Source organism: Nafulsella turpanensis ZLM-10 (genome assembly GCF_000346615.1).
Lineage (GTDB): Bacteria > Bacteroidota > Bacteroidia > Cytophagales > Cyclobacteriaceae > Nafulsella > Nafulsella turpanensis.
Genome location: NZ_ANNU01000008.1, coordinates 131,809 through 150,893, shown reverse-complemented (window position 1 = coordinate 150,893; position 19,085 = coordinate 131,809). Strand labels below are relative to the sequence as shown.

16 protein-coding genes are annotated in these 19,085 nt (G+C 45.1%); 11 read left to right on the top strand and 5 right to left on the bottom strand.

Annotated features, from left to right (window positions below):
* Positions 1–31 precede the first annotated feature (31 nt).
* Together arsM and F752_RS0104440 are read left to right on the top strand one after the other, a co-directional pair.
* Positions 32–1,000 carry an arsenosugar biosynthesis arsenite methyltransferase ArsM gene (gene arsM / locus F752_RS0104450; protein ID WP_017730529.1) on the top strand — a complete coding sequence of 323 codons (969 nt, stop codon included), beginning with the start codon at positions 32–34 and terminating at the stop codon, positions 998–1,000.
* Between the two features lie 504 nt (positions 1,001–1,504).
* On the top strand, positions 1,505–6,973 hold the full coding sequence (locus F752_RS0104440) for a T9SS C-terminal target domain-containing protein (RefSeq protein ID WP_017730527.1): 5,469 nt from the start codon (positions 1,505–1,507) through the stop codon (positions 6,971–6,973).
* A 134-nt stretch (positions 6,974–7,107) separates the two neighbouring features.
* Here the strand turns inward: F752_RS0104440 and F752_RS0104435 are convergent, their stop codons facing one another.
* Positions 7,108–7,812 carry a Dph6-related ATP pyrophosphatase gene (locus F752_RS0104435; protein WP_017730526.1) on the bottom strand — a complete coding sequence of 235 codons (705 nt, stop codon included), beginning with the start codon at positions 7,810–7,812 and terminating at the stop codon, positions 7,108–7,110.
* Positions 7,813–8,012: 200 nt separating this feature from the next.
* Between F752_RS0104435 and F752_RS0104430 the strand changes: the two genes are divergently transcribed.
* On the top strand, positions 8,013–8,525 hold the full coding sequence (locus F752_RS0104430; RefSeq protein WP_017730525.1) for a redoxin domain-containing protein: 513 nt from the start codon (positions 8,013–8,015) through the stop codon (positions 8,523–8,525).
* Positions 8,526–8,736: 211 nt separating this feature from the next.
* On the opposite strand, the gene F752_RS0104425 is transcribed toward F752_RS0104430, so the two are convergent.
* A complete protein-coding gene (locus F752_RS0104425; protein WP_152425025.1) occupies positions 8,737–9,843 on the bottom strand; it encodes an oxidoreductase in 1,107 nt (368 codons plus the stop codon).
* A 64-nt stretch (positions 9,844–9,907) separates the two neighbouring features.
* Entirely contained in the window at positions 9,908–10,858 is a 951-nt protein-coding gene (locus tag F752_RS0104420) for an NADP-dependent oxidoreductase (RefSeq protein ID WP_017730523.1), read from the bottom strand.
* A 565-nt stretch (positions 10,859–11,423) separates the two neighbouring features.
* Between F752_RS0104420 and F752_RS0104415 the strand changes: the two genes are divergently transcribed.
* On the top strand, positions 11,424–12,353 hold the full coding sequence (locus tag F752_RS0104415) for a halocarboxylic acid dehydrogenase DehI family protein (RefSeq protein WP_017730522.1): 930 nt from the start codon (positions 11,424–11,426) through the stop codon (positions 12,351–12,353).
* 8 nt (positions 12,354–12,361) lie between these two features.
* Here the strand turns inward: F752_RS0104415 and F752_RS0104410 are convergent, their stop codons facing one another.
* Positions 12,362–12,781: a DUF6789 family protein gene (locus tag F752_RS0104410; protein ID WP_017730521.1), complete on the bottom strand. Its 420-nt coding sequence runs from the start codon at positions 12,779–12,781 to the stop codon at positions 12,362–12,364.
* A 724-nt stretch (positions 12,782–13,505) separates the two neighbouring features.
* Here F752_RS0104410 and F752_RS0104405 point away from each other — a divergent pair.
* The 6 genes from F752_RS0104405 (at position 13,506) to F752_RS25995 (ending at position 16,742) form a co-directional block, all read left to right on the top strand.
* Complete coding sequence (locus tag F752_RS0104405; RefSeq protein WP_017730520.1) at positions 13,506–14,132, top strand: hypothetical protein; 627 nt, start codon at positions 13,506–13,508, stop codon at positions 14,130–14,132.
* Complete coding sequence (locus tag F752_RS0104400) at positions 14,129–14,431, top strand: winged helix-turn-helix domain-containing protein (protein ID WP_026135513.1); 303 nt, start codon at positions 14,129–14,131, stop codon at positions 14,429–14,431. Before F752_RS0104405 ends, F752_RS0104400 begins: the two co-directional genes overlap by 4 nt.
* 109 nt (positions 14,432–14,540) lie before the next feature.
* Positions 14,541–14,876: a hypothetical protein gene (locus F752_RS0104395; protein WP_017730518.1), complete on the top strand. Its 336-nt coding sequence runs from the start codon at positions 14,541–14,543 to the stop codon at positions 14,874–14,876.
* Positions 14,877–14,924: 48 nt separating this feature from the next.
* Positions 14,925–16,172, top strand: coding sequence for a DUF4153 domain-containing protein (locus F752_RS0104390; protein ID WP_017730517.1), 1,248 nt, complete (start codon positions 14,925–14,927; stop codon positions 16,170–16,172).
* Positions 16,173–16,252: 80 nt separating this feature from the next.
* Positions 16,253–16,525 (top strand): hypothetical protein, encoded by a 273-nt coding sequence (locus F752_RS0104385; RefSeq protein ID WP_017730516.1) that lies wholly within the window; start codon positions 16,253–16,255, stop codon positions 16,523–16,525.
* A gap of 37 nt (positions 16,526–16,562) precedes the next feature.
* Positions 16,563–16,742 (top strand): hypothetical protein, encoded by a 180-nt coding sequence (locus F752_RS25995; protein ID WP_017730515.1) that lies wholly within the window; start codon positions 16,563–16,565, stop codon positions 16,740–16,742.
* A 133-nt stretch (positions 16,743–16,875) separates the two neighbouring features.
* Here the strand turns inward: F752_RS25995 and F752_RS26575 are convergent, their stop codons facing one another.
* The gene (locus tag F752_RS26575; RefSeq protein WP_017730513.1) at positions 16,876–17,733 is read right to left on the bottom strand and encodes a universal stress protein; all 858 of its coding nucleotides are present in this window, start codon (positions 17,731–17,733) and stop codon (positions 16,876–16,878) included.
* A gap of 498 nt (positions 17,734–18,231) precedes the next feature.
* Here F752_RS26575 and F752_RS23445 point away from each other — a divergent pair, with 498 nt between their 5' ends.
* Positions 18,232–18,912: a GDSL-type esterase/lipase family protein gene (locus F752_RS23445; RefSeq protein ID WP_017730512.1), complete on the top strand. Its 681-nt coding sequence runs from the start codon at positions 18,232–18,234 to the stop codon at positions 18,910–18,912.
* Positions 18,913–19,085 lie beyond the last annotated feature (173 nt).

The following is a 19,085-nucleotide window of genomic DNA, read 5'->3' as shown; positions in this document are numbered from 1 at the left end:
TCAAAATACAGGCCTGTACAAAAAAAGAATCATGAGCTATTTAAATGCTACCGAAGAATTATATCGCCAGGCGGCACTGAGTCCGCAGGTAGGGCTTTGCTGTACGACTACTCCCATCTGGCAGCTGCCTGAACTGAGTATTCCGAAGAAAATGCTGGAAATGAATTATGGCTGTGGCAGTACGGTGCACCCGCGCGACCTGGTCAATAATCCTTCTATATTGTATGTTGGCGTAGGGGGTGGCATGGAGCTGCTTCAGTTTGCCTACTTTAGCAGGAGGCCGGGTGCGGTAATAGGCGTAGATGTGGTAGATGAAATGCTGGAGGCCAGCCGCCAGAATTTTAAGGAGGCCGAGGAGCAGAACCCCTGGTTCTCTTCCGATTTCGTACGGCTGGAAAAAGGAGATGCCCTGCACCTTCCGGTAGCCGATGCTTCGGTAGATGTGGCCGCGCAAAACTGCCTGTTTAATATTTTTAAGGAGGAAGAGCTGAAGAGGGCCCTGAAAGAAATGTACCGGGTGCTCAAGCCTCATGGCCGTTTAGTACTTTCGGACCCTGTTTGCGAAACAGCGATGCCGGAAGCGCTGAAGGAAGATGAGCAGCTGCGGGCATTATGCCTGAGTGGTTCCCTACCTCTGCAGCAGTATATCGACCTGATTACTTCCGTAGGTTTTGGAACTATTGAAATCCGTGCCAGGAGACCTTACCGTTTACTTTCTCCGAATCATTATGCAGTCGAAGAGAACATCCTGATTGAAAGTGTGGAAGTTTGTGCCATCAAAGACCCTATGCCAGCCGACGGCCCCTGTGTGTTTACCGGCAAAACGGCCATTTATGTTGGCGATGAGGAGTATTTCGACGACCGTAAAGGCCATACGCTCCTCTTTAATCAGCCCCTGGCGGTCTGCGATAAAACCGCTGCCGCCCTTACTTCTTTAGGTCGGGAAGATATTTTTATTTCTGAATCGACTTATCATTATAATGGGGGCGGTTGCTGCTAAATTCAGCCCTTATTCATTCGGAAATTAACCAGCTTAAACAGAGGAAGAGGGGAAGACGGTTTCTCTCTTCCTTTGTTTTTTGGTCTCCTTCATGTACTTTTTCTTCTTTTCAACGCTAAAAACCTCCTTTGCAGGCTTTTTTCTCCCACTCCCGACGGAAGCCCTTTTAGCCAATAAAGCTTCTGCTGTAACAAATGCCTGATTTTCAATAGGTAAATTGCTTAATTTTCCTTTCGCCTTTTCTTAAGCCTTCCTGTCCGGCTTAGTAATAATTAGTAGAAGCAGAAAGCTTGATTATCAGAAAGATACAATCAGGTTAAAATATAGCTGTTTTATGATCCCTGTAAGTTGTCTGCCCGATGCGGTCTGCTTAAACGCGCTGGTTGGGGCTATTTTTACAAAGTGTTCAGGAATGGTTTCCTGAACTGGTAAGTGACAAGAAGAGAAGGAGCAGCATCAGTGGAGAAACATCTACGATTTATTTTAATATTCTGTATTTTAAGCATGGTAAAGCTGGGTAGCGCTAATGCCCAGCAACAGGACGACTGTAGTATACTTGCGCCCGGTAGTGATGCAGGCTTCGACCAGTTAGGCTTTTGTGCACCTGTAACCGGCAGGGTAAAATATTTTACTTTCTACACATTAAAGGCAGTGCCACGTACCGCACTGCAGGTAGAAATTAACTGGGGAATGGGCAAGAAGCGCTATGGTGGAGCGAATGATATCAACCAGATAGACAGCCTTGGCTATGATGAGAACCTGAAGGCTTATGTTTACCGAATGCGCGAAGCAACCTTCGAATATGGCCCGGACCGGGCAAATGCAAAATGTAGCTATCCTGTTACTGTTCAGGCGGTGGTTAATAATAAACTTTGCAGCACTCCTAAACAGTCTGGTACCGTTATCGTGTGGGATAAGGATAATGCCAATGGTGGTAGCCTGCTGCTCAATCCAACAAAATACTACGTATGTGCAGGCTCCGAAGTGGAGGTGAACTTTGAAGATAACAGCAGCTGGAACTGTACTCCACCAAAAGAGAAAAGCCATTTTAACTGGCCATCGCGTACCACACAGTTTGTCTATGGTACCCAAAATACTATTACCGGAGGGGTAAAAGTGGGTAATCAGATTGTGACTGACAATCCTTTGGAAGGCGATTTAAAAGAATATGAAGAGAAGGCACAGGGACCATCTGCACCCTACAATAAAACTGCAACTATTATTATACCGGCTACGGCGAAAGTAGGGGAGCGCTTTGAAGTAACCCTCAATAATTGGAATTACTGCAATCCGCTGGCCGACGGGAATGATCCTATACAGGAAAGAGCCATTATAGAAGTAGTTGCTCAGCCGAAAGCAGAAATCACGATTACAAATAAAAAAGAAAATGAAAAGGAAGCCTTCTGTCCGAATGAAGAGGTGCAGCTGCACGGCAGCTACAGTGTGGGCGCCGGAATTATTTTACCGGAAGATGTCCGCTACGACTGGGAAATTGTGGATGTGGCAAGTGGAGAGATACAGAAAATCCATAATAAGCAGATAGTAATTCTCCCTGCTGGTTTTCCTAAGCCGGGCCAGCAGTTGGTGCGCCTGAAGGTAACGAACCTAAAGGTAAGTGGTGCCGCGTGTGCCAGTGTGGAGGAGCAATATATAGAGTTGATTGACGCGCCATCTGTGTCATCCTCTATAAATGGTGTAGCCGGCAATAAGCTGGATATTTGTGCAGGAGATTTGGGGCAGCTAAACTTTACAGCTGCTTTTAGTCACACGATGGGCAGTAACGAAGATTTCACCTATACCTATCAGCTCTACAAAAGAAACAGTACAGCAAATAGCCCCGACAGCCTGGAAGGGGAGGCGATAAAGAGCGGGGCAGGAGTAAAGCTGCTAGAGAAAGCAGATGTGTATACGGCCACTTTTACACAGCCAGGGCGCTACCGTGTTCGGGTAGTGGCGAGGAATAATGCCACCGGCTGTAGTACAGTCGAGGAAAACACGGTTTCAATTTTAGAAGACCCCCTATCTGACTTTAGCACGGAAGGTTATTGTGCCGGTCTCACGACTACCTTTGTAGACAAAAGTAAGGCTTCTTCCGTACCCGGCGACAAAATTAAAAGCTGGGAGTGGGATATGAATTATACCTCCGAAAATCAGGCCAGCGGCACTTTCGATGCCGATAAAACCGGGAAAGGTAAAATCAACTGGACTTTTCAGGAAGCCGGTCTTCATGTGGTGGCACTTAAGGTAACGAACCATGCCGGTTGCTCTTCCATTAAAGTCGATACGCTGGAGCTGATGGAATTGCCTGTTGCCAAACTGGGGAACAATTATGCAGGCGGCCTTGTCTGTACCGGCGATACTATTCGCTTCTCAAACGAGTCTTTTTCGCTGAACCCGGCCAGTCGTTTCCCGGCAGGTGTTTCCTATACCCTGCACATATCCGACAGTGTGGCTACCAAGGAAATTCCCCTGCAGGAGGGCCAGCAGTATGTCGATTATAGCAATTTCTATAATCCGAATGATAGTGTCGAGACTTATACTGTCTGGTTGCGGGCACAAGCCAATGAGCCTAACACCTGTGCTATCGATAGCAAACCTGTGCTGGTAAAAGTACGTTCAGGTGCGGCAGCCGGATACCTAACGATTCCAACCTACAGCCCTTTTGAGCCAAACTGCTCGCCTAAAACCATTCGCTTTGCCACTAACAAAGCCACCCGGGAGCTACAGGCCGACCGCTATACCTGGACGGTTTTACTGGACGGAAAAATTATAGACGAAATTAGCCGGGAACGTGGAGGCGAAGCAGCTTTCGATACACTGGATTATGCCTTTAAAAATACCAGCTTTAAATACCTCGACTACCAGCTGGTACTTTCGGCCGAAAAGGAAGGAATTTGCATTATTCCTGCAATAAACACCTACCGAATATATCCAAATCCATGGGCGCAGTTTTCTGCTGAACCCGTATTGCAGGCTTGCGATTCTGCCGTATTTGAGCTGAAGGTAAATTTACCAGCCGGTATCAGCGACTACCAGTGGAGCTTTTCAGAAGAGCCCTCCAATGCTGCCGAAGCAGGTGTAATGGATGGTGATTTCTATGTGGCCTACAACAGGCCAGCCTATGGCGAAGCGCCGAAAGAGTATACCATTACCCTGTCTGCCACTAACTTCTATGGCTGTGTGGGCGAGTGGACAGAGAAGGTAGTTGTAAATCCGGTTGTGGTACATGAGCCGGTCCTGGAACTGGCCGCACTGGAAGGCAATGGTTGTCGACCGCTGAAGGCCAGTTTTAAGAACTTAACCGTGGGCGATTCTGCAAAAGCTACCTATGAGTTGTATATCGAAAATGTAGCCACCGCTTCTTTACAAAAGGTGGAGCCGGGACTGATTGAAGGCAACTTAAAGAATGCTTTTAGTTATACCTTTCTCGAATCGGGTAAGTTTAAGGTGTACCTGAAAGTCAGCGCCGAAATAGAAGGGGGCGAATGTGTACGATCTCTTTCCGAAGGTATAAGCATAGAAGTAAAGAAAGACCCCGTAGCCACTTTCGAGGTTTATCCAAAAGAAGCCTGCGGTAGCCTTGATGCCATGATTTCCGGCAGAAAGCTCGACAGCGATTTCCGCAGCTGGATTGTAAGTGATGTGCAGACCGGCGAAGTGATTTACAGCTCCGGCAAAACAGCCGCTGCCGATGATACTTTTGTGCGCTACACACTCACGAACGAAACCAGCCAGACGAAAAACTACCAGATTAAACTGATTGCCGAAAATGCCGCTGGCTGCAGCACGGCCGATAGTGTGCAGCTAACCGTATTTGCGGAGCCAAAACCTTACTTCAATATTAAAACCGATGCCTGCGAGCCTTTTGTGGTGGAAGTGGAGCACCAGACGGCAGGCAATGCGGCAGACATGCAGTATACCTGGATATGGGGCGACGGGACTACTTCGGAAGGAAAGAATCCTCCGGCCCACACTTACCGGAACGATTCTTACAGCCGCCCGCTGCACTACAACCTGCGGCTGGTTGCTACCTCTGCCAATGGCTGTACCGCCGACTCCTCCATGCGGGTAATTGTTCACCCCAAAGTAAAAGCAGATTTCGATGCCGATGTGCTAAAAGGCTGTGCTCCGCTGGCAGTTAACTTTACCAATCGCTCACTGGGCGCGGTGGAGGACCATAGTGGCTGGTATATAAAAGAAGCTGGAGCAGCCGACTATGCCTTTGTTGGAAGCACGATGCTGCATTATGTTTTCGAAAATAAAACTGCACAGCAAAAAGTTTTCTCTGTTATGTACAAAGCCGGAAATGCCGGTGGCTGTGCCGATTCTGTTGTAAAGGAAATAACCGTACAGCCTGCCGTGGGTGCTTCTTTTACAGTAGCACCAGGAACGGAAGTTTACAGTAATCAGAAAATAAAGTTTGTTAACACGAACCGTATTCCGGGAGTAGAATATACCTGGAACTGGGGCGATGGCTCCGCACCCCTTAAAAGCGGTGCGGCGGAAGTGACTCACCGCTACCCCAACACAAGCGAGGCCAGTAAATTTTATGAAGTTACTCTTACGGCCCATAATACCACCTACGGATGTACGAGTAGCAGTAAGCAACTTATTATAGTTTATCCTGCCATCCGCCTGAGCCTGACGCCGAAAAAAGATACCCTCTGTTTACCGGAAGTTCCGGAATTTATTTTGCAAAAGACAAATGTAAGTAACGGCTACTGGTATGCAGGTGTAAAAGGACAGGTCGATTACAGCCGTCAGCTCTCCGATGTGTATGATGCCACTTTGTTTACCAATACCACCGGTAATCCGCTTACTTATGAAGTGATATATGTAGGAACAACTGCACAGGGACACAAAGACAGCATTAGCAGTGAGGTGGTAGTATATCCGGCCCTGCCTCCTTCCTTTACCCTGGATGGACTACATAAAAGCCTGCCGAATGCAGCTTACCAGCTTACCAATACCACCCCCAATGCTGATAAGTTTACCACCACATGGGATTTCGGCGACGGAAAGGAAATGCAAAAAACGCAGCCCGGCAGCTACACCTACAACACTTACGGAGCCTTTACCATTACCATGACCATTTCGAATGGTTTCTGCTCTGAATCCTATTCAATGAATGTGCAGGTCGATGATGCCGCGCCGCAGCTGTCCTTCAGTATGGAACAAACAGAAGGTTGCTGGCCGGTAACGGTTAACTTTACCAATACTTCTGAATATACAGATGAGGAAGCCTACTTCTGGGATTTTGGAGACGGAGTCGGTACTTCTACGGCTATCAATCCAAGTTATACTTATAATAAACCCGGTATTTACCATGTTACTTTACATGCTTATAACCGTACGGCCACGGCCAACGGAAGTATAACGGCCGAGGAGGTGGTGCGGGTATATCCTAAACCAACAGCCGATTTTGTGGTGCGCAAGGAGCAGGTATATGTGCCCGAAGAACCAGTATATGTGGCCAACTATTCAGAGCGCGGTGTTTGGTACCAGTGGGATTTTGGCGACGGAACCATCTACGAAGGGGCAGACCAGTTTGAGCCTGTTCATTATTACCAGCAGCCGGGTACATATACAATTAAGCTGCTGGTGCGCAGTGAACAGGGTTGTATGGACTCTGTAGTGGTCGAGCGTGCTGTTCGGGCTGTAGGTGGTGGCGAGGTGAAGATGGCCAATGCCTTTACACCTAATACCAGCGGCCCCAATGGTGGGCATATCAATGGAGGCGGCCAGAATGATGTCTTCCATCCGCATATAAAAGGAGGCGTGACTAGTTACCGGTTCCAGATATTTAACCGATGGGGAGAGCTTGTCTTCAGTACGAATGATGTAAACCAGGGCTGGGATGGCTATTATAAAGGTCGCCTCTGTAATTCAGATACCTATATTTATAAAATTTCAGCAGAGCTGAATGACGGGAAAACCATCAATAAAATAGGTGACGTTTTGCTGATACGCTAAGCAGCCGGGCTTTAGCTGATGAAGAGGCTTTTTTTGGAATAAAAAATTAGTGGTGAACGGAGTCCGGGTAAAAGCGGTGGGGGATCTATATCTCCCTGCTTTTCCCGGATTTTTAGTTTGAGCCCAGCGGAATACTATTCCTCCACCGGTTTAATATCAGCAAACCAAAAGTCGATACTCTGTGTTGTGCCTTTCCCCATTCCATAGCTTTTGCCCAGTACTTCGCCTATTTTAAATGGGACAGGCTCTTTAAAAACAGGGCCTTCCGACACGAAGGTGTGGAATTCGCCCCTTTCTCCGCATGGATCTACCTCGGGCGGTAGCTGGTCGATAAACGGCTGGTCAATAACTTGTCCTGCGGCCCTTCTTCCAAAATATTTTGCATCGGCTGCACAGATGGTTGTCTTAAAACCTGCTGCCATAAAATCCTGGATCAGTTGCCGGCTATCCTGCTGCCAGAGAGGATAAATACCCTCCAGTCCGGCTTTTTTCAAAAGCTGGTCACGATACGCCCTTAAATCTTCCAGAAAAATATCGCCAAAAACAATGGCTTCGATACCTGCTTTTTTTTGCTGCCGGTAAAAGGTAAGCATGGCGGCTTCGTACGCCTCATTGCTGCTGGCGGCCGGAATGTATATTTTGTAGAGTGGTAGGCCAATTACGGCTGCCTGCAGTTCGATGAGACTTTCGGGTGTACCATGCATTCCCACCCTTTTTAGCTGGTCGTTAAAGCTGGTATGCAGGTTTAGTACCTCCAACTTCTCCTGCTGTAATGCTTTATACAGGGCAAAGGCCGAATCTTTTCCTCCCGACCACGATAGGCTTACTTTTTTCTTCATTTACAAATCCATTTGTCACCAAACAATTAAGTTCTTTACCGAAAGATAAAACTTTTTAAAGTTCAGCTCATCAGTGCAAGTATAAGCATTGTCTTTGTGCTCGCTTTCCTTTTGGGTCCTTTTGCCAAACCACGCTTTACGAAGGGTCGTACCAAATAGTATCTAAACAACAATATTTTCAGTCAATAAACTATTGTTTTATGTTGAGACCAAGAGAAGAAGTACCAGAATTAAGCTTAAAGCTGATAAATGGAGAAAGCTGGAGTACGGAACAGGCGAATGAAGCAGATTTTATGACTTTACTGCTATTCTACCGTGGCTACCACTGCCCTGTTTGTAGGTCATATGTGCCGCAGCTGGCTAAGTTGGTGGAGAAGTTTGAAAATATGGGCATCCGGGTGGTAGCAGCGAGTTCAGACTCCAAAGAACGGGCCGAAAAAACCTATCAAGAATGGGGGCTTGATAAATTGAAGCTGGCCTATGGTTTATCCATCGAAGAGGCAAGGAAGTGGGGCTTATCCGTTTCTCATGGAATAAAGGAGGGGGAGCCTGATGTTTTTAGCGAGCCGGGTCTTTTTTTAATTAAGCCTGATAAAAGCCTTTATGCTTATTCAATCCAAAGTATGCCTTTTACCAGACCTAACCTGGAGGAGCTTTTGCAGGGGCTGCAATACATTAAACAAAATGATTATCCAGCCAGGGGAGAAGCTTAAACGGTAGAAAAGGCAAGGAGAAGCTAAAGACTCCTTGCCTTCTTGTTCCGGAATAGTTTTGTTTAAAATTTGTTTTGCCCGTTTCGCTGAAAAGGCTCTTTTTCAAGGGCAAATAGTTGCGAAGGAGGGTGTACGTTCTGTTTCTGAATTTTAAAGGATCAGGTGGTTTTAGATAATGAATAAATACAATTATTTATTTTCCACTCCATTTCTACAGTTCAAATTCCTTTAGTTTTGCATTGGGGTTAAAGAAAGCTTCGGGTTTAAAAGGCTCCAGGGCTTCTCCACGGGCTACTTTCAGAGGCCAATCCTTGTTTGCAAGGGCTGCTTTACCGATGCACACCAAATCTACTTCCTCTTTTTCCAGGAGCTTCTCGGCCTGCTCTCCTGTAGTGATGCTGCCGTTGGCGAAAACAGGCAGTCTCCCCCATTTTTTTGCCAGTGAAGCAAGGCTGGGTCCACCTGCTGCAAAGGCTGCTTCACCTACCTGATACTCCGTTACATGCAGGAAATCCAGGCCTGCTTTACCCAGGCTGCTAAATATGATGCGGGCATCCTCTTCTCCTCCGGCCCATTTATGAGTATAGTCATTCACCTTTGCCTGTGATATGCGAATACCTACTGGAAAATCATCGCCTACCGCTTCCCGCACGGCCTGACATACCTCTATCAGCAGCCGTACCCTGTTTTCGGTGCTTCCACCATATTCATCCGTTCGCTGATTGGTGTAGTCCGTCAGGAACTGGTCTAGCAGATATCCATTGGCTCCATGAATTTCTGCCCCATCGAAGCCCGCATCACGTGCATTAAGGGCCGCATTTGCAAAGCCATTTATGACCTGTTGAATATCTTCTCTGCTCATTTCTTCAGGCACGGGATATTGGCCTTCTCCACCATAAAAACCTAACTGCTCCCCCTTAGGCTGAATGGCCGAAGGGGCAATGTTTTCTTGCTTATAAATATTTCCCTGCGAGAGTGCTCCGGCATGCATGAGCTGGCAGAAAATACGGGCACCTGCCCCATGTACTTTGGAAATAACCTTTTTCCAGCCTTCTATGTGCTGCCTGTTGGCGATTCCAGGTTGATTAAGGTATCCCTGGCTATAAGCTTCGTCGGGGTAGGTGCCTTCTGTAATCAGCAGGCCAAAACCGCCCTCTGCATAACGACTGTAATACTGAACCATTTGGGCAGAGGGTACTCCGTTTTCTTCGGCAGAGGTGCGTGTCATGGGGGCAAGGCCAGCCCTGTTTTTAATAATCAGGTTTCCCAGGCTCATGCTCCAGAAGAGTTGTGGGTATTCAGGATGTTGATCAGGCATAATTTGTCTTTGAATTTTAAAAAGTGAAACTGTTCAAAACAGCTCTGTTTTAACTTACTTCAGCTCAGGGAACCACCACTATTTTTCCTGTAGTATGCAGGGTGTGGATTTGCTTCAGGGCTTCAGCGGCCTCTGTCAGTGGGTAAGTCTGGCTTACCTGCACTTTTAATTTTCCTGCTTCCGCCAGCTCCCGCAGATGGTCCAGCTGCCTTACATTCGGCTCCACGAATACCCACTGAAAATCAATACCAGGGTCTATGCCTTCTCCCTGGTTCAGGATAGAGACCAGCTTTCCGGATGGCTTCAGGGCCATCAGGCCTTGTTGCAGGCTTTCTCCGCTGGTACAGTCAAAGATAAGATCCACACCATCAGGATAAATCTCCTTGGCAGCCTGGCCAATGTGCTGATTCTTATAGTCGATGGTATGGTCGGCCCCTAGCTCCCGCATATAGGCATGATTTTTATCACTGGCCACCCCTACTACTTCGGCCCCTTTTATTTTTGCCAGTTGAATGCCAAAGCTTCCAACACCCCCTGAGGCGCCAATAATCAGCACCCGCTGACCTTCCTGTAGGTTTCCGGCACCGTAAAGTGATTGGTAGGCGGTGAGACCTGCCAGCGGAATTCCGGCGGCTTCATCATGGGAAATATTTTTAGGTTTTCGGGCTAAATAGCTATCAGGAATGACAATGTATTCTGCAAAAGTACCCCATTTGACTTCGGGCCTGCGGGCATAGGCATATACCTCATCTCCCACTTCAAACCTTCTGGCGGCATGGCCCCTTTCTTCCACCACACCAGAAACATCCCAACCCGGAATCACCGGCAGAGAATGTGGCATCATATCTTTATAGTAGCCTTCCCGGATCACCGCATCTACCGGATTAACTCCCGCAGCTTTTACCCTGATCAATACTTCGCCTTCTTTTAGTTCCGGCACCTCCATAGAACTCACTTTCACCTTCTCCGGACCGCCAAATTCGCTGTAGTTTGCGGCTCTCATTTCTTTTGCCATAACTCTTCTCTTTTAACTGTTATAAAATCGAAATTCGTTTCTTCTATCCCTCTACCACAAACAGATGGTGGCCTTAAGCTTAGAGGCTCTTTTAGAACAAGACTTCCCTATCGGCTCAATCTGTTTCTCCCTCAATTTCTCCTTCCGAACTTCTGATTTCAGGAGTGGGCAGTACTGAAAAATCTAACGGTGGTCAGTAGCTTTTGTTTGTGTTCCGGGTTTGGAAAGGGGGCCTATGAATCGTATGAAAAGCAGCTTAATGCCAGGCTAAGGGTAGTAAATGGAAGTTAAAAAGCAGAACAAACTCAAAAGAAGAAATGCGCGATTAAACCGGGGGAGGGATGGATAATACTTTATACAAGGCGAATTCTTTAGAAGATGATAGTTATGAAGGTGCTTTTGTTTAAACAGCCTGACTTCTTTCGGGTTTGATAGGAATCTAACATTTTAATTTTCAGGCATATGGGTATCTGGGAAATGAGGTGCTACATACGAGATTTTGATGGATATATCATTGAAGTAGGTCAGCACAATCAGAAGATGATTGATTATTTAAAAGGGTTGGATGAAAAACCAAATACTTATGGAAGGTCAAATGAATCAGGAAGAAGAAATTAAAAGAGGAATGGAGTTAGCCGCCGGAAAGCCGGATATTATGCCCGATCAGGCAGGCGAACAAATTAGTCCTGTTTTTGAAGATATTCAGCAAACTTTACGGGTTCCACTGGTGAACCTCATTTTCAGGACCTTAGCCAATTACCCGGACTACCTTGAAAATGCCTGGAAAGCACTACGACCTGCTTTCCGCTCCAGGGTCTTTGAAAAAGAAGCCGATTATCTACATAGCATGGCTCTTTTAGAGCCGGTTCCCGCTTCTTCAGGGGTGAATTGGGAAAACATAGGTGAAATGGACCGCTTGCGGGCTTTCAATGATACGATTTTTTATGTGCTGCCAAAGCTTTTACTGGTAACCACCGCTTTTTACGAAACAAGCTTTAACAGTAGGTCCGCAGAGGAGGGGAAAGCTGCTAAAGAGCATGATTCTTCCGAAATACCTTTAGGCATAGCAGAAGGAACAGGCAAAGTAAAGATGGTGGATCCTGAAAAAGCATCCGAGCGGGTCAGGGATCTTTTTTCTTCCATAAAGGATACCCACGGCCATCCTCTGGTATCCTCTTATTATCGCGGAATCGCCAACTGGCCTGATTTTCTCGAAGAAGCCTGGAGCCGAATTAAGCCATTGGTTGGCTCTGCCGCTTATGAAGAAAGAAAGCAGGAACTTATTGAACAGGCTCTGGCCGGAATTAAGAATTTGCCGGTGTTGGAAATAGAAAAACCAGGGGTTGAGCCAGGGCAGAGGGAAGAAATTAAACTCATCCTTACAGCTTTTCAGCATAAATTCATCCCTGAAATGTTACTGGATGTTGCCCTGATAAAAGCAATGCTCGATGGTGTCCAAGCGGTTGGTTCCTCCCGCTTCAGTGTCGCTGAATAAAATTGTCGCTATTCCTCGTATGAGGCAACCAAAGCAAGGCCAAACACAAGATGGGCAATAGTACTGGTGGCTAAAACGGCTAATGGCTGGGCCTGTTGCCAAAAGAAACCCTTTGGTCCAACAGAAGGACCCACTAGCAGCTGGGCAGCAAGCGTCATTAGTATCCCAATTACAATGCCCTTTATCCAAATTGAATGCCCGGGCACAAAGCTTCGCAAGCGCGCATACATAAGGCCTACAATGATGCCATTCATGAAATGGGCTGCGAGACCGAAAAGGTAAGGGGCCTGCCCAAAAGAGTAAGCCATTAGGCGACTTGGATCAGTGGGAGGAAGACCAATGCTACTCACCCAGTAGGCGGACACAGTCATAATGTAAGTTGCAATGATGCCGCTGAAGCATGCTCTCCAGTATCTTGGTTTATCCATAGACTTTTTAAAGATGGGAAGCAGATATCCTGCCTGTCTTATACAAAAAGAAAAAGTACAAAGAAAGTGTTTGGGCTTTCTGGATAAATAAAGTCTTAGACTTAAGCTGAGTTTTAAGTTGAATAAAGCAAACAGTAATACAAAAATTGAATGAGTGAGGAAAAACTCACTTTCTTTTTAAGATAAAGAAAAGTCTGGCTTACTACAACAATGACTGGAAGTTCAGTTAAGAGTCCTATAATAAGCGCCAGGGCAATAAGTGATTGATCTGGAAAGGCGGAAAGTGCTAATGAGCCCTTCTTTCAACTGACTAAAAAAGTTGATCAGGAAAAAGGCAAGAGCAGGTATCAGCATCAGGTAAAACAGTTTCGGGTTCTCAATCTGATACTCACCCTGCATAGCAAACAGAGCAGCAATCGTCAGACCATGAACGGCAGTTGTGCTTTTGTAAAAAAAGCATCAGCCTTTGGTTCAGGTATATCTTGCGCTTGCGGTTTAGCATTTTGCTGCGGGTGAGCTGGGGCCAAATTACCAGTACGATTAGAATACTTTCCCCTAAACCTGCAGAATCAATGTTTAAAGAGGTAAGTTTGTGAAAGCCAGTGGGCTTACGTCATTATTTTATATCCCGTTTTGAGTTTTCTCTTGGTTATGTTAAAAAAGAAGTTGAAAAAATTTTTAATATTCATTTCCTTTTTTAACTTTGAAACACAAAGTACTTTAAATGAAAAAAGAACAGGATTATATTCGGGACCTGGCTGAGATACGCTCCATGATGGAACGTTCGTCCAAATTTCTGTCGCTTTCGGGTTGGGCGGGCATCATGGCAGGTATTTATGGATTGTTGGGAGCCTATGTTGCCTACGAAGTTTTCCAGTTTAATCCTGATCAAATTATTTACAGTACGGTAGAAGCAGACAGTTTATCTTCTGGCTTCCTAAAGGTGATGGTTTTAGCTATGGTTGTCTTGATACTGGCAGTAGGTACAGCTATTTACCTTTCCTCCAAGAAGGCTGAAAAAAGAGGTGAAAAAGCGTGGAACCCCACATCCAGACAGCTTTTATCCAACATGGCTGTTCCTTTAGTGGCTGGAGGGATTTTAATTCTTATTTTATTTTCAAAAGACCTTATAGGGCTCATAGCGCCATTAACGCTACTGTTTTATGGCCTTGCCCTGTATAATGCGAGCAAGTATACCTATGAAGATGTAAAGTATCTGGGCCTGATTCAAATTGGCCTGGGGTTGATAAGTACTTACTTTATTGAATATAGCTTGCTGTTTTGGGCGGTTGGTTTTGGGGTTGTCCATATTGTATATGGGCTTTATATGCATTTTAGGTACGAACGGTGAAGATATCCATAAATGGTTTACATAAAGCATTTGAGAGCAGGATCAGACTGGGCATTATGTCGGCACTGGCTGTAAATAATAAGCTTGATTTCAATGCACTGAAGGAATACCTTAATTTAACGGATGGTAATCTGGCCAGCCACCTTAGGGGGTTGGAAAAAGAAGATTTTATTGGGGTGGAAAAGACATTTGTGGGCAGAAAGCCTAATACAAAATACTTTATGACTAAAGAGGGCAAAAAAGCGTTTGACGAGCATTTAAATGCTTTGGAGAAACTGATTAAGGGGGTGGCTGATTAGCTGCTTCCTTTCAAAAAAACAGGACAAAATTTTTTTATTCTTTTGCTTTGCATTTCAAAGTACTTTATATGTATATAAAACAATTTAAAACATCTAAACCTACACAATCATGACACAAAAAAACGAATTACAGAACCAGCCAGCTCAGCAGGTATCATTAGTTAAACCCATATTAGTGGGTGCTGGAATTGCTTTAGCCGTGATCCTCTTCTTTGTTACAGGGGTGGACGAAGCTGCTCCGGAATGGGGAAAGTACTGGATGATTAGACCTTTAATTATAACCCCTTTAGCCGGTGCAGCCGGAGGTGCATTTTACGCTTTCATGGATTATCAGAGTTCCCGCGGTTTTAACCGAGGCCTGGCTATTTTCCTGAGCGTAGTGGTATACTGCGTAGGGTTGTGGCTTGGAGTTGTTTTGGGGTTAGACGGCACGATGTGGAATTAATCAGTCAGTAACGACGGGTATGAAGTGCAACATTAAAGCATAAAAATCATGAAAGACACCATACTTTCCAATTTGAATAATCCTGCTCAGCTCGAAAAGCTGTACCGCAGCAACAGAGGCCCTTTTAAACAGGAATTCAGTACCCTGTATCCGGAGCTTAAGGGCAACGCACTCGCTGATTTCTGGAATGAAAGACTGAACTACGAAAGCGATGAGATTAACTGGGGCACGGGCAGGGAGTTTTTATTCGTAGTCGTTGCCTCTCTGCTGGCAGGTTTTATCGCAAAGCTACCGGCAGTTTTATCGGTAAGCGAAGAGTTCTTCTACCAGCGAAATATTGGTTTCATTTTTCTGCCACTCCTTACGGCCTATTTCGCATGGAAGAACAGCCTGCCGCTTAAACAAATTGCTGCAATCTGTGGTGTAATGCTCTTTTCACTTATCTATATCAATGTTCTTCCTGCATCCGACCAGAGCGACACCTTACTATTGGCCTGTATTCATTTGCCCCTGCTGTTGTGGGTACTGTTAGGAACTGCCTATGTTGGTGATAAACTGGGAGATGATAATAAGCGACTCAGCTTTTTAAGGTACAATGGCGATTTGGTAGTAATGACCACCCTTATCCTGATTGCCGGTGGGATTATGACCGGACTCACCATCGGGCTCTTTTCGCTCATCGGATTCGAGATCGAGGAGTTCTACGCAGAATATATTGGCATTTTTGGAGCAGCGGCCGCGCCTATTGTTGGTACTTACCTTACCCAGACGAATCCGCAACTGGTTAATAAGGTTTCCCCGGTAATAGCGAAAATATTCAGCCCGCTGGTGCTGGTAACCCTGGTCATTTATCTCTTTGCCATCATTTATTCAGGCAAAGATCCTTATAATGACCGCGAATTTTTGATAATTTTCAATTTACTCCTGCTTGGAGTGATGGCTATCATTTTCTTTTCAGTGGCCGAAAGCTCCAAAACAGACAGAAATACCACTGCTACTACCTGGGTTCTTTTCCTCTTGTCGGCAGTAACCATTGTAGTAAACGGCATTGCGCTGTCGGCCATTTTGTTCCGGATAGCAGAATGGGGCATTACCCCTAACAGGTTGGCTGTGCTGGGGAGTAACTTACTCATGCTGCTAAACCTGCTCTTTATTACTGTACGGCTTTTTAAATCACTTAGCAGGAAGTCCGATATAGCAGATGCAGGGAGAACTATAGCCACATTTCTGCCTGTTTATGGTATCTGGGTCTTTATCGTCCTCTTTCTTTTCCCGCTGATTTTTGGCTTTGAATAAAAACAGCAAAGCAGGCTCTTCTCAAAAAAAACTGCTAATCCTTTACCAGATGAAAAAGCTAAATTTTAAGCACAAGACCTATGAATAATACTCTAAATGCCGGAAATATATTCAGTGGAGTATTTTCCGTAGTTATGGCGGTCACCGGTATATTAAACATGATTTTGGTGCACCCGGTGCCTGGTATTATATACCTTCTCCTTGCCATCTTTTATCTTCCTGCAACAAATGGTTGGCTAAGTAAAAAGTTTAATTTCCCGATTCCGGCCGTAGTAAAAATCATTCTGGGCATCATCATTATCATGTTCACTTTAGGGGTAAGCGACCTTGGGGATATGATTGACAAGTTGTAAAAGTTCAACAGTTAGAGAATTAAACCGCCAGTTAAAGATGAAACAGATCCGGTCCTTCCCAGTCCTTTTATTATTGCTGCTGTTCCTCCTGCTTTCTCCTGCAGTTCTTGGCCAGGCAAAGGAAGAAAAAGAAACACCTGAAACCATTGAAGAACTAATAGATGCTATACGGGAGGTTTTAAAAGAAACAGCTACACCGGCCGCCGGCAAATTATAGAGGCTGACGAAGAAACCATGTTTTGGGTCGACCTCACCAGGCTCATGCGCATTCTGGCAAGCCTGCAGGAGAAAGCAGGAGGATTTGCTCGGGCATTTTGCCGGAAAAATCAATGTGGTAAAAAAATTAATGTTTAGTCGTCCAGGGGAATGGTTAACAAGGGGATTTTCGACTGTTTAAAAAGCTGTAGAGAAGTGCTTTCCTGAAAAGCCTGGTAAAGAAAGCTGTGGTAATGGGAGCCGATGATAAGTAAGTCGGCCTGTAGTTTCCGTGCCTCTTCCAGAATCATTTTAACAGTTGGGCCCTGTATGAATAAAGATTCTGCCTCTATTCCCTGGCTGTTCAGCCTGTCGGCAAAAGCCTGAAGGTGCTGATGCTCTTGCCGTAATTCCTCCGGTTTAAAATATTTTATAAATTGAGGGCCTATCTCATAGCCAATAAATCCCGGGGCTGTTGTGTCGATGTGGAGAATCCACACTTTTGCAAAAAAACGGGAGGCAAGCTCAGCAGCATAGTCAACAAGTTGAATGGTTCGTTCATCCGCATCTACGGCAGTTAAAATATTCTTCATGATAATCGGTGTTCTTAAGTTTGGCGGGGCAGAGGGTTCTTCTGCTGTCATGTTTACTTTCACTTCCTGCGTATCATAAGGTTCGCAGAGATCACAATATTCACGTTCCGGTTCCTGGAAAAGCCGTGTAATCGGAATAATATGTTCTTTGCATTTACGACAGGTGAAGTTTTCTATGGCAGTATTTCCCTCTAGTCTTTTCGTTAGCAATTTTATTCTTTCCTGATAATAGAGAACAATGGCCGAACGGACTTCTTCCACAGTGAGAAGGGAAAAGCGCCCCTTGCTTAAATTAGCTGCAGTTTTCTCTAAAAGAGGGAGTGCTTCTTTCTGTTGAAAGAACTGGATTTGTCGCTTATAATACCTTATTCGTAAGGTAATCGGGCGCTTCAAAGCCATCAGAATGTCTTTGCTTAGCATATAGATAGAATTGAATTTCTGTATTCCTGCACAAGGTAAGTGGGTGCACACCATACCGATTAGGTGGGTTCTGAAAACACTTAGAAAAAGCAGGATAAAATCGGACTGAAAAAGCGCCTGGTGCGTTTAAAAAGGGAGGATATTTAGCTAGTTGTTCACATTGGAGTAACTATCAGTTGTATTCAGTTTGTGTCCGATTCCATATTCAACTACTTACTTCTAACGATAAAGTTTTGAAAACATGTACTAAGTTTTCCCGTTTCTTTTTTAGATACTTATTCCTTCAAACAGGCCCGGAAAATATGTGAGTTTTACCGTATAAGCATGGCAGTATATAGTTGATAGATTTCATCCGGCCTTATGCCTGTTGTGCTTCCGTTTAATTCACGCTACACACCTTTCTTTTCTTTCTCTAAAAATTTTAATTTTAAATCTGCCTTGCATAGCCCTCATTCTTTATGTGCTAAATTTCAGGGTAGGCCCAAAAGGAAATTTCTTATGAAGTTTTTAATAACTCTTGTTGCGGTATTTTTTTTACTTCAAGCCTGCGGAGACATGGATAGCAGCGAATTAGGACCAAAACGATTTGAAGAAACTGTTCAGCAGTTTGAAGCCCTGGATAAGAAGAGTCCTCCAGAAGAAGGAGCAATATTATTTGTAGGCAGCTCCTCCATTGCCCATTGGAATACTCTTGCTGATGATTTTCCTGAAGAAAGGATATTGAACAGAGGGATGGGTGGCTCAGAGTTCTCCGACCTCCTTTATTACGATAACAGGCTTATCTACTCTTATAAGCCTTCCAGAATTTTTGTTTACGAAGGCGATAACGATTTATGGTATGATGAAAAGCCAGGGGATATTTTGAATGAAGCAAAAGAACTTCGCCAAAGAATAGCAGAAGAGCTTCCAGGGGTGCCGGTGGTATTTATTTCTGTAAAACCGAGTGTGGCAAGGTGGGAAATGAAAGAGCAGTATGAGGAATTTAACAGCCTGCTAAAGGAATATGCTGAAGAAACGCCACTAACTCTTTTTGCAGACATATGGACGCCCATGCTCAATAAAGAAGGGGAGGTATATAAACACATCTTTAAGAAAGACAAACTTCATATGAATGAGCAGGGGTATAAAGTATGGCAGTCAGTGCTGGCTCCTTATGTTAAGGGTGAAATTTCGGATTAAAGGGTTTCGTCTGGTGAACCATCCTTGGCCAAGTCTTCTGAAAGATCTTCATCGCTTTATGTAAAGAAATCTGGAGGAAGGGAATTCTGCTTTAAAGCCATCAATTTTGTTACCGGGAAGACCGGATGCCTCATTACAAGCTGAATGTTTCTGTTTTTTGCTATTTTGCAGGA

Bases quoted from the DNA above. Each gene is read 5' to 3' on its own strand.
- F752_RS0104420 (WP_017730523.1), bottom strand. From the start codon at position 10,858: ATGGCAAAAGAAATGAGAGCCGCAAACTACAGCGAATTTGGCGGTCCG.
- F752_RS26575 (WP_017730513.1), bottom strand. From the start codon at position 17,733: ATGCTAAGCAAAGACATTCTGATGGCTTTGAAGCGCCCGATTACCTTA.
- F752_RS0104415 (WP_017730522.1), top strand. From the start codon at position 11,424: ATGAAAAACCAAATACTTATGGAAGGTCAAATGAATCAGGAAGAAGAA.
- F752_RS0104410 (WP_017730521.1), bottom strand. From the start codon at position 12,781: ATGGATAAACCAAGATACTGGAGAGCATGCTTCAGCGGCATCATTGCA.
- F752_RS0104395 (WP_017730518.1), top strand. From the start codon at position 14,541: ATGACACAAAAAAACGAATTACAGAACCAGCCAGCTCAGCAGGTATCA.
- arsM (WP_017730529.1), top strand. From the start codon at position 32: ATGAGCTATTTAAATGCTACCGAAGAATTATATCGCCAGGCGGCACTG.
- F752_RS0104405 (WP_017730520.1), top strand. From the start codon at position 13,506: ATGAAAAAAGAACAGGATTATATTCGGGACCTGGCTGAGATACGCTCC.
- F752_RS0104440 (WP_017730527.1), top strand. From the start codon at position 1,505: ATGGTAAAGCTGGGTAGCGCTAATGCCCAGCAACAGGACGACTGTAGT.
- F752_RS0104390 (WP_017730517.1), top strand. From the start codon at position 14,925: ATGAAAGACACCATACTTTCCAATTTGAATAATCCTGCTCAGCTCGAA.
- F752_RS23445 (WP_017730512.1), top strand. From the start codon at position 18,232: ATGAAGTTTTTAATAACTCTTGTTGCGGTATTTTTTTTACTTCAAGCC.
- F752_RS0104425 (WP_152425025.1), bottom strand. From the start codon at position 9,843: ATGCCTGATCAACATCCTGAATACCCACAACTCTTCTGGAGCATGAGC.
- F752_RS0104385 (WP_017730516.1), top strand. From the start codon at position 16,253: ATGAATAATACTCTAAATGCCGGAAATATATTCAGTGGAGTATTTTCC.
- F752_RS0104435 (WP_017730526.1), bottom strand. From the start codon at position 7,812: ATGAAGAAAAAAGTAAGCCTATCGTGGTCGGGAGGAAAAGATTCGGCC.
- F752_RS0104430 (WP_017730525.1), top strand. From the start codon at position 8,013: ATGTTGAGACCAAGAGAAGAAGTACCAGAATTAAGCTTAAAGCTGATA.
- F752_RS25995 (WP_017730515.1), top strand. From the start codon at position 16,563: ATGAAACAGATCCGGTCCTTCCCAGTCCTTTTATTATTGCTGCTGTTC.